Consider the following 11175-nt stretch of genomic DNA (forward strand, 5'->3'; position numbering starts at 1 on the left):
TAGCAATGGTATTTTTCCCTGCTTTCCTTTATAATGGGTGTATGGACAAGAAAAAATTATTATTGATTGATGGATCTTCAGTTGCTTTCCGGGCATTTTTTGCACTTTACCAGCAACTGGATCGTTTTAAAAATGACAATGGACTACATACCAATGCAATCTACGGATTTCATCTGATGCTAAATCACCTACTGGAGCGTGTCCAACCGAGTCATATTTTGGTTGCTTTTGATGCGGGGAAAACGACTTTCCGTACAGAGATGTATGCTGATTATAAGGGTGGTCGTGCTAAGACTCCAGATGAGTTTCGTGAGCAATTTCCCTTCATTCGTGAGTTGCTAGACCATCTTGGGATTCGCCACTATGAATTAGCTCAGTATGAAGCGGATGATATCATTGGAACTCTTGGTTGCTTGGCTGAAAAGGATTCTTTTGATGTGACCATTGTCAGCGGAGACAAGGACTTGATTCAGCTGACGGATGAGCATACAGTAGTTGAGATTTCTAAGAAAGGTGTGGCTGAGTTTGAGGCCTTTACACCAGAATACCTCATGGAAAAGATGGGACTCACACCAGCTCAGTTTATAGACCTCAAGGCCCTGATGGGGGATAAGTCTGATAATATCCCTGGGGTGACCAAGATTGGTGAAAAGACTGGGATCAAGCTCTTGTTAGAATATGGCTCGCTGGAAGGTATTTATGAAAATATCGATGGCATGAAGGCTTCCAAGATGAAGGAAAATCTTGTCAATGACAAGGAACAAGCCTTTCTGTCTAAAACACTAGCGACCATCGACACGAAAGCGCCAATTGAGATAGGTCTAGATGATTTGGTCTATAGTGGACCAAATGTGGAAAACCTTGGGAAGTTCTACGATGAGATGGGCTTTAAGCAGCTCAAACAAGCCTTGAATGCTTCTCAGGCGAATCAAGCTGAGACTTTGAATTTCACCATGGTGGACAAAGTGACTGAAGATATGCTGAGTGCCGACTCTATCTTCCACTTTGAACTTTTTGGTGAAAACTACCATACAGATGAATTGATTGGTTTTGCTTGGTCATGCGGAGACAAACTCTATGCTACAGATAAGCTGGAACTTCTGCAGGATTCGATTCTTAAGGAATTTCTAGAAAAAACACCTCTGAAAGTATATGACTGTAAGAAAGCTAAAGTTCTCTTAAATCGCTTTGGTTTGGACTTGCAGGCTCCTGCTTTTGACAGTCGCTTGGCCAAATACCTTCTCTCTACTGTAGAGAATAATGAAATTTCAACCATTGCTAGTCTTTATGGTCAAACTTACCTAGTCGATGATGAAACCTTCTATGGTAAGGGTGTCAAGAAAGCTATCCCTGAGAGAGAAACCTTCTTGGAGCACTTGGCTCGTAAGGTTGCTGTATTAGTTGAGACAGAGCCTGTTTTACTTGAAAAATTAAGTGAAAACGGACAATTGGACCTCCTCTATGATATGGAGCAACCTCTGGCTTTTGTCCTTGCTAAGATGGAAATCGCTGGAATCAAGGTCAAAAAAGAAACCTTGCTTGAGATGCAAGCTGAAAATGAGCTTGTCATTGAAAAGCTAACTCAAGAGATTTATGAATTGGCTGGTGAGGAGTTTAACATCAACTCGCCTAAGCAGTTGGGCGAACTACTTTTTGAAAAGCTAGGTCTCCCTATAGAATACACCAAGAAAACCAAGACAGGTTATTCAACAGCAGTGGATGTGTTAGAGCGCCTAGCTCCTATTGCCCCAATCGTCAAGAAAATTTTAGATTATCGTCAGATTGCTAAAATTCAATCCACTTATGTGATTGGTTTACAGGACTGGATTTTAGCGGATGGCAAGATTCACACACGCTATGTCCAAGATTTAACTCAGACAGGGCGTCTGTCTAGTGTGGATCCAAACTTGCAAAATATTCCTGTTCGCTTGGAACAAGGCCGCCTCATTCGTAAGGCTTTCGTGCCAGAGTGGGAGGATAGTGTCCTTCTCAGCTCTGACTATTCACAGATTGAGTTGCGAGTTTTGGCGCATATCTCTAAAGATGAGCACTTAATCAAAGCCTTCCAAGAGGGAGCTGATATCCATACCTCGACAGCCATGCGTGTTTTTGGAATTGAACGTCCTGAGGATGTGACTCCAAACGACCGTCGTAATGCCAAGGCTGTCAACTTTGGAGTGGTTTACGGAATTTCAGACTTTGGTTTATCCAATAACCTAGGTATCAGCCGTAAAGAGGCTAAAGCATACATCGACACTTACTTTGAACGCTTCCCTGGTATCAAAAATTACATGGATGAAGTGGTTCGTGAGGCGCGTGATAAGGGTTATGTAGAGACTCTCTTCAAACGTCGTCGTGAGTTGCCAGATATCAATTCGCGTAACTTTAACATTCGTGGTTTTGCAGAGCGTACAGCTATCAACTCACCTATTCAAGGATCGGCTGCAGATATTCTTAAAATCGCTATGATTCAGCTAGATAAAGCCTTGCTAGCAGGTGGTTATCAAACTAAGATGCTGTTACAAGTACACGATGAAATTGTTCTTGAAGTGCCTAAGTCAGAATTGGTAGCTATTAAAAAACTTGTCAAACAAACCATGGAAGAAGCCATTCAACTCAGTGTACCCCTGATTGCTGATGAAAATGAAGGCGTAACTTGGTACGAAGCTAAGTAGAAATAGCCTATCAGATAAAAAAGAAATCCCCTTGAACATTATGGTTCAAAGGGGATTTTTCTTTCAGGAAAAGACAAAAGTAAAACTATCTAGATAATAGTAGGATTTATTTGATTTGTTTCTTTTGTTCTTTTTTTGCAAGGATTGGTAGAATAACACCTAAACCAATCAGAATAATTGGGGTCAAGATGTTTGTAAGAAGAGAGAATTGCCAAGCAGTTGGATTCTCAGCATAGCTAATTTTTGGAACCATACCTAGGATACAAGCAAAGGCAGTGAAGAGGAAGCACCAAGTACCGATCACAAAGCCAAGCTTAGGATTGTTCACAAACTTGTATTCGGCATTTTTGTATGTTTTCCAAGCGCGATTAAGCATCATGTAGGCAAGGAATACCCAGAGATAACGCATTGGCATTACGATAGAATTGAGGTTGGTCATCCATTTTACAAGTCCGTCAATTTCTTGGATACCAAAAATTGGAAGGATGATGATAAGGCTAACGAGGACGCCTGTAAGGAGGTAGCCGTTAATGAGGACACCTTTTTCAGTACGTTTGCGAAGCCAGCTTGGGATGTAGTTTTCGTCAGCGTTATTGAGTAGGATTTGTAATGGTGCGTCAATAGAGAAGGCAAGTGCCGCGATTTGTCCGACCATATTTGTAAGAGCGTAAATCACAACGAAAAGATTTCCAACTCCCCAAGAATTTCCTAACATTTGGAAGGCTTGATAAGCACCATTACGCATGAGGTCTTCAGGGATGTTATTACCATCAAATAGCATTCCCATAGCAACTGAACCAAGGATAGCAGAGAGTCCTACCATGATAGCCATGACAATCATACCTTTTGGAAATTCTTTTGCAGGATTGCGAGTCTGATTCACATAAGGGGAAATTTTTTCACAACCACCAACGGCAAAGACCAGTAATGAGATCGTTGTGAAATAAGAAAAATCAAAGTTTGGAATGTAGGTGCTCAGTTGATCCATGTGCGGTGTCGCAAACTGGATGTCTGGCTTAATGAAAGGCAGACCGACAGCCAAAAGCACAAAGAGTAAAGACATAATCAACATGGCACTTCCTGCCAAGCTACCGATGACTTTCAGTGTTGTCAATCCTTTTGTAGAAAGGTAGAGGAAAAGCCCAAAGATTAGCAAGCAGAGAATAACAATCCAGTGGATGTCGATTTGTTTCAGAAATTGTCCGTTACCCTGCAAGGCCCATCCAAGTGGAATCAGGATTCCTTGAGGTTTTTGTGCAAGATAAGGGATGTGCACAACCCAGTAGGTCCAAGCGGCAAAGTAGGCGAGGCGTTTGGTTGATGTTTTTTCAACCCAGTCACTAACACCGCTTCCGCTTTCCTTGAAGGTAGAACCTAGTTGTCCGACGATGAGTGAATATGGGATAAAGTAGAGTGCGAGGATTAAAACCCAAGATACGACTACTGAAATCCCCTGTTGAGAGTAGTTGTTGACGACGTTTCCTAGCCCCCAAACCATGTTGAAAGCAATCAGAGAAACCATCAGCCAATTAAGTTGGTGTTGATCTTTTTTCATAATGTCTCCTTTTCTTATAATTTCAGTATATCATGATTTTTTGAAAGCGCCTAACAAAATTTGAAATTTACTATAAAAATTGTAAAACCCAGCTAACAGATAGGGGAAAGGGCTTGTTGGTTTAGAAAAGGATTATCCACAACCTGTGGATAAGTTGACACCATCCTATCAAAAATATTTTTATAGCTATCGTTTGTAAAGGGGACAAGAAATTTAGGAATTATAAGATAGGAGAATCTGGGATAAAGCCTGATTGGACAAGGATTTTAACAGCATTTCTATTGTAAATCCTATGAACTTGGATTGGAAAGATATTTTGGAAAAACTTGAAAATCTTTTCCAAAGAAAAGTTGGAGAGTTATTCACAGTTTGTGGATAACTTTATATGGATAAGAAAAACCCTTTGTGCATGACAAAGGGTTTTGATCTATTAATGCTTTGGCAACCAGCTGAGGGTAAAGTCAATAGTCTTGGCATTGAGCAGCTCCTGATGGCTGATGCTTTGTTTTTCTTTCCCGTCCAGTTGACAGTCTTGGACAAAGTGGAAGTGTTCATAATTTTGTTGAGTACGAACATCCAACCACTGATTTGTTTCTGCCAGATAGACACGAAGGTGATTAAAGAGCGGAATTCCAAGGTCATAACTTGCTTTTCCTGGGCAGGTTGGGTAAAGTCCGAGAGCAGACCATATATACCAAGCCGATAGACTACCATTATCCTCATCTCCTGGATAAGCATCCCAGCCAGCTTGAAAGGTTTTTTGACGGAGAGTCTTGACTAAGAGACTGGTATATTGAGGATAACTACTGTAGTGGAACAGATAAGGGATGTGGAAGCTTGGTTGGTTGGAAATGGCTAGTTGACCAAATGGCGCTGTTGCCATCTCGCTCATCTCATGAATTTCATATCCATAGCCCGTCGTTTCAAAAAGTGGGAGACTTTGACAAGCTTTCAAAAGATAGTTGCTAAAGGCTTCTTTTCCACCCATTAGTTGACTAAGTCCAGAAATATCGTGTAAAACACCGAGACTGGCTTGAATAGCTGAACACTCAGCGTAGTCACGACCCCAACTATAGGGAGAAAAGTCAGGACGGAAGTTGCCATCTACATCACGCGCCCTCATGTACCCCGTCTCAGAGTCAAATAGATTCTGATAGTTTTTAGAATATTGAGCATAGATTTGAGCCAGCTCTTCTTGACCTAATTTTGCTGCACAAGTAGAGATACAAAAATCGCTGTAGGCATAGTCTAGTGTGTGACTGACACTTTCATGATAATCTGTGGATAAGTAGCCCAGTTCTTGATATTGGCTTAGACCATGGCGTCCATTGATAGCTTTTGGATCTGCCTTGGTCGCAGTTTTGATCATGGCTTTGAGAAATTCTTCCTCAAGCTCAGGTGCCATGTTTTTGCAGGCGCTATCTGCAATAAGACCATCAATCAAAGTGCCAGGCATCATTCCTCTTTCGTCAGGAGCAAGCCACTTAGGAAGATATCCAGTGTCGCGGTAGCTATTGAGGAAGCCTTCAAGGAACTGACGATAGTATTCTGGAATAATCAAGGCAAAGAGTGGGAATGAAGTGCGGAAGGTATCCCAGAAACCATTATTGGTAAAGAGAAGACCTGGTTTAATTGTTCCTGAAGCGAGGTCTATATGAATCTCTTCTCCCTGTTCACTCACCTCATAAAAGGTTTGCGGGAAGAGAAAGAGTCTGTATAGACAATGATCAAAAAATGTTCGGTCTACAGAGCCGGTTTCTACGACATCAAATCGGCCTAGAAGATCTTCCCAACTTTTTTTGGCGTCTGCTCTTGTTTCTGTAAAATCCTGTTTAGGAAGATTAAAGAAAGCTTGTTCTTTGGAAATAAATGAAGTGGCCAATTGAATCTGAGCTTCCGCTCCAGCCAAATCAATACGCCAGTCTTGCCCCTCTTGATTGATAGATAGAATATCCGTAGAGAATGTGAGGGCAGTGTACATGACGAGAGGACTTTTATTAGTTTCGGTTTCACCTTCTTGTCTCAGGGCCAGAGTTCGCTTATCGACTTGTTCAACTGTCAGTTCATCTGCTGCGTGAAGATAGAGGGAGAGGGCTTTTCCTTGTGTTTGTCTTAGTTGAATAGAAGCTCCATGGCAAGTAGGACTTAGCTGCGTTTCAATCTGATAACGCTCAGAAAAAATCTTTAGAAAATGAGGATTGAAAATAGCACGTTCAAGATTATAAGAAGACTGACGATAGAAGAGGGTCTCGCCACTGATTTCTCCTGTAACAGGAGTCAGTAGCAACCAAGAATAATCGCCAATCCAAGGGCTAGGCTGATGGGTTAGTCGAATGCCCTGAAAGATAGGAAGATGGGGATCAAAAAACCAAGACCCTTCCTGGTCACTAGTTTGTGAAACAAAGTAATTCATCCCAAAAGGCACACCTGTGTAAGGTAGGGTATTTCCCCGAGAAAAGGCATGCTTGCTCGCGGTGCCAAAGCGGGTATCAATGGTTTCAAGTATCGGTTTCATAGCGATTTCCTTCTGTAGTTTTCTACATTATATCAGAAAAAGGATACTTTTAGAAAATGACTTTAAAATATAACAATTTTGTAGAATAATGACTAACATTTGTGTATATATTTTCTGGGCTAAAAGCTATATACTGAAAATGAAAATTTGTTTGAAAGAGGCAAAATAGTTTATGGTTTATTCTAAAGAAATTGTCAGAGAGTGGCTAGATGAGGTAGCGGAGAGAGCCAAGGAACATCCTGAATGGGTGGATGTCTTTGAGCGTTGCTATACAGACACTTTAGACAATACAGTTGAAATCTTAGAAGATGGCTCGACCTTTGTACTAACTGGGGATATCCCAGCTATGTGGCTTCGGGATTCAACTGCTCAGCTTAGACCATACCTTCATGTGGCAAAAAGAGACCCTCGTTTGCGCCAGACCATTGCTGGTTTGGTTAAACGCCAGATGACTTTGATTCTCAAGGATCCCTATGCCAACTCTTTCAATATTGAGGAGAACTGGAAGGGCCATCACGAGACAGACCATACAGACCTCAATGGCTGGATTTGGGAACGCAAGTATGAAGTAGATTCGCTTTGCTATCCCTTGCAATTGGCTTACCTTCTTTGGAAGGAAACTGGTGAGACTAGCCAGTTTGATGAGACTTTTGTTACAGCGACCAAGGAGATTCTTCATCTTTGGACGGTGGAGCAAGATCACAAGAACTCACCATACCGTTTCGTCCGTGATACCGATCGTAAGGAAGACACTTTGGTTAATGATGGTTTTGGACCTGATTTTGCCGTGACAGGGATGACCTGGTCAGCCTTCCGTCCAAGCGATGACTGCTGTCAGTATAGCTACTTGATTCCATCCAATATGTTTGCAGTCGTTGTCTTAGGTTATGTCCAAGAAATCTTTGCTACATTGAGTCTAGCTGATAGTGAAAGCATCATTGCTGACGCTAAACGTCTGCAAGCTGAAATCCAAGAAGGGATCGAAAATTACGCCTACACGACTAACAGCAAGGGCGAGAAGATCTATGCCTTTGAAGTAGACGGTTTAGGAAATGCTAGCATCATGGACGACCCTAACGTACCAAGTTTGTTAGCTGCTCCATATCTTGGTTATTGTGATGTCAATGACGAAGTGTATCAAGCAACTCGTCGCACCATTCTCAGCCCTGAAAATCCATACTTCTACCAAGGAGAATACGCTAGCGGTCTCGGAAGCTCTCATACCTTCTATCGTTATATCTGGCCGATTGCCCTATCAATTCAAGGCTTAACAGCTACAGATAAAGCTGAGAAAAAATACTTGCTAGACCAACTAGTTGCCTGCGATGGCGGAACAGGTGTTATGCATGAAAGCTTCCACGTAGATGATCCGACTCTCTACTCTCGTGAATGGTTCTCATGGGCCAACATGATGTTCTGCGAATTGGTCTTGGATTACCTAGATATTCGCTAATACTCTTCGAAAATCAAATTCAAACCACGTCAGCTTCACCTTGCCGTATATATGTTACTGACTTCGTCAGTTCTATCTACAACCTCAAAGCAGTGCTTTGAGCAACCTGCGGCTAGCTTCCTAGTTTGCTCTTTGATTTTCATTGAGTATAAGGAGTACGTTTTCGCTCAACTGATTCTTGGAAAGAATCACAAATTTACATTTAAAACGTTAACAATAAAAATTTAAATTTAGAATGAGGTTTTACTTCATGGAAAATGTTGTTGTACATATCATCTCTCACAGTCACTGGGATCGTGAGTGGTATCTACCTTTTGAAAGTCACCGTATGCAATTGGTGGAACTTTTTGACAATCTTTTTGATCTTTTTGAAAATGATCCTGAGTTCAAGAGCTTCCACCTAGATGGACAAACCATTGTCCTCGATGACTATTTAGAAATTCGCCCTGAAAACCGTGACAAGGTGCAGCGTTATATCGACGAAGGCAAATTGAAGATTGGGCCTTTCTATATCTTGCAGGATGATTACTTGATTTCCAGTGAAGCTAACGTCCGCAATACCTTGATTGGACAAGCGGAATGTGCCAAATGGGGCAAATCTACTCAAATTGGTTATTTCCCAGATACTTTTGGAAATATGGGGCAGGCTCCTCAAATCCTTCAAAAATCAGGTATTCACGTAGCAGCCTTTGGTCGCGGTGTCAAGCCAATCGGATTTGACAATCAAGTCCTTGAAGATGAACAGTTTACCTCTCAATTTTCTGAGATGTACTGGCAAGGGGCTGATGGTAGCCGTGTGCTGGGTATTCTCTTTGCCAACTGGTACAGTAACGGGAACGAAATTCCAGTGGATAAAGATGAAGCTTTGGATTTCTGGAAACAAAAATTGGCAGACGTTCGTGACTATGCATCAACTAACCAATGGTTGATGATGAACGGTTGCGACCACCAACCAGTTCAACGGAACTTGAGCGAAGCCATTCGTGTGGCAAACGAACTCTTCCCTGACGTGACCTTTATTCATAGCTCATTTGACGAATATGTCCAAGCACTGGAAAGTGCCCTTCCTGAACAATTATCAACGGTCACAGGTGAGTTGACTAGCCAGGAAACGGATGGCTGGTACACCCTTGCCAATACCTCTTCTTCACGTGTTTATCTCAAACAAGCCTTCCAGGAAAACAGCAACTTGCTAGAGCAAGTCGTGGAACCATTGACTATTCTTACAGGAGGGCATAATCATAAAGATCAGTTAACCTATGCTTGGAAAACGCTCTTGCAGAATGCCCCACACGATAGTATCTGTGGTTGTAGTATTGACGAGGTTCACCGTGAAATGGAAACTCGCTTCGCCAAGGTCAACCAAGTTGGAAACTTCGTCAAAACAAACCTTCTCAATGAATGGAAACACAAAATAGCAACTCAGGAAGCACAAAGCAACCACCTCTTTACAGTCATCAACACTGGATTACATGACAAGGTTGATACTGCCAGTGTTGTGGTAGATGTGGCCACTTGTGATTTCAAGGAATTGCACCCAACAGAAGGCTTCAAGAAAATGGCAGCTTTGACTTTGCCAGATTACCATGTTGAAGATTTGGATGGTCATGTCATTGAAGCCAAGATTGAAGATTTGGGAGCAAGTTTTGGCTACACTTTACCTAAGGATAAATTCCGTCAGCCTTATATTGCTCGTCAAGTACGCGTGACGATTCCAATTCACCTTGCACCACTTTCTTGGGCAAGCTTCCAATTAGTCGAAGGGGCAGTAGCGCAAAGCGATGGTATCTTCCAAAATGGAGTCATTGATACACCATTCGTGACTCTTAGTGTAGACGAAGGCATCACAGTCTATGACAAGACTACAAACGAAGCTTACGAAGACTTTATCCAATTCGAGGATCGTGGGGATATCGGTAACGAGTACATTTACTTCCAACCAAAAGGAACTGAGCCAATTTTTGCCCAACTGAAAGGTTATGAAGTATTAGAAAATAATGCTCGCTATGCTAAGGTTTTACTAAAACATGACTTGACTATTCCAGTTAGCGCAGATGAAAAATTGGATGCTGAACAAAGAGGCATTATTGAGTTCATGAAACGAGATGCAGGACGTTCAGAAGAATTGACAACTATTCCTCTTGAAACTGAGATGACTGTCTTTGTGGACAATCCACAGATTCGCTTCAAGACTCGCTTTACAAATACAGCCAAAGACCACCGTATCCGTCTCTTGGTAAAAACTCATAATACTCGTCCAAGTAATGATTCTGAAAGCATCTATGAAGTTGTGACAAGACCAAATAAACCAGCAACTTCTTGGGAAAATCCTGAAAATCCCCAACACCAACAAGCCTTTGTCAGCTTGTATGATGATGTAAAAGGAGTGACCGTATCCAATAAAGGATTGAACGAATACGAAATCCTTGGAGACGACACAATAGCTGTAACACTTCTCCGTGCTTCAGGTGAGCTAGGTGACTGGGGGTACTTCCCAACTCCAGAAGCCCAGTGCTTGCGTGATATCGAAGTTGAGTTTGCAGTAGAATGCCATCAAGCAGGCGAACGTTTCTCAGCCTTCCGTCGTGCAAAAGCTTTCCAGGTGCCATTTACAGCTCTTCAAGTTGCAAAACAAGAAGGTAGCGTTGCTGCAACGGGTAGCCTCTTTAACCATCCGGCACTCAGTTTGCCACAAGTCTGCCCAACAGCCTTTAAGGTAGCTGAAAATGAAGAAGGTTACGTCCTTCGTTACTACAACATGAGCCAAGAAAATATTCGTGTGTCTGATAAACAACAAACCATTCTTGACTTATTGGAACGACCATATCCAGTTCATTCAGGATTATTGGCGTTACAAGAAATTCGCACAGAATTGATTAAAAAAGAAGAAATCTAATTTCAAAAAGATAACATAAAAAGAAAGGAGGAGCGAAAAGAGTAAGAACCGACTACTTTTCTCGCTCCTTTTTACAGGTAA

Annotated in this window: 5 protein-coding genes; 3 read left to right on the forward strand and 2 right to left on the reverse strand. The window is 41.9% G+C overall.

Annotated elements, in window-relative coordinates; genetic code table 11:
* Positions 1-41 precede the first annotated feature (41 nt).
* Positions 42-2675 carry a DNA polymerase I gene (gene polA / locus HMPREF2957_RS04570; RefSeq protein WP_070677817.1) on the forward strand — a complete coding sequence of 878 codons (2634 nt, stop codon included), beginning with the start codon at positions 42-44 and terminating at the stop codon, positions 2673-2675.
* Between the two features lie 106 nt (positions 2676-2781).
* Here polA and HMPREF2957_RS04575 read toward each other — a convergent pair whose 3' ends face one another.
* The gene (locus HMPREF2957_RS04575) at positions 2782-4230 is read right to left on the reverse strand and encodes an APC family permease (protein ID WP_006153364.1); all 1449 of its coding nucleotides are present in this window, start codon (positions 4228-4230) and stop codon (positions 2782-2784) included.
* A gap of 430 nt (positions 4231-4660) precedes the next feature.
* Positions 4661-6745, reverse strand: coding sequence for a GH92 family glycosyl hydrolase (locus HMPREF2957_RS04580; RefSeq protein ID WP_070677819.1), 2085 nt, complete (start codon positions 6743-6745; stop codon positions 4661-4663).
* A gap of 172 nt (positions 6746-6917) precedes the next feature.
* Here HMPREF2957_RS04580 and HMPREF2957_RS04585 point away from each other — a divergent pair, with 172 nt between their 5' ends.
* A complete protein-coding gene (locus HMPREF2957_RS04585; protein ID WP_070677822.1) occupies positions 6918-8198 on the forward strand; it encodes a glycoside hydrolase family 125 protein in 1281 nt (426 codons plus the stop codon).
* 250 nt (positions 8199-8448) lie between these two features.
* Positions 8449-11094, forward strand: a complete 2646-nt coding sequence (locus HMPREF2957_RS04590) for an alpha-mannosidase (RefSeq protein ID WP_070677824.1) — start codon at positions 8449-8451, stop codon at positions 11092-11094.
* Positions 11095-11175 lie beyond the last annotated feature (81 nt).

Source organism: Streptococcus sp. HMSC062D07 (assembly GCF_001814215.1).
In the GTDB taxonomy this organism is placed as follows: Bacteria; Bacillota; Bacilli; order Lactobacillales; family Streptococcaceae; genus Streptococcus; species Streptococcus infantis_I.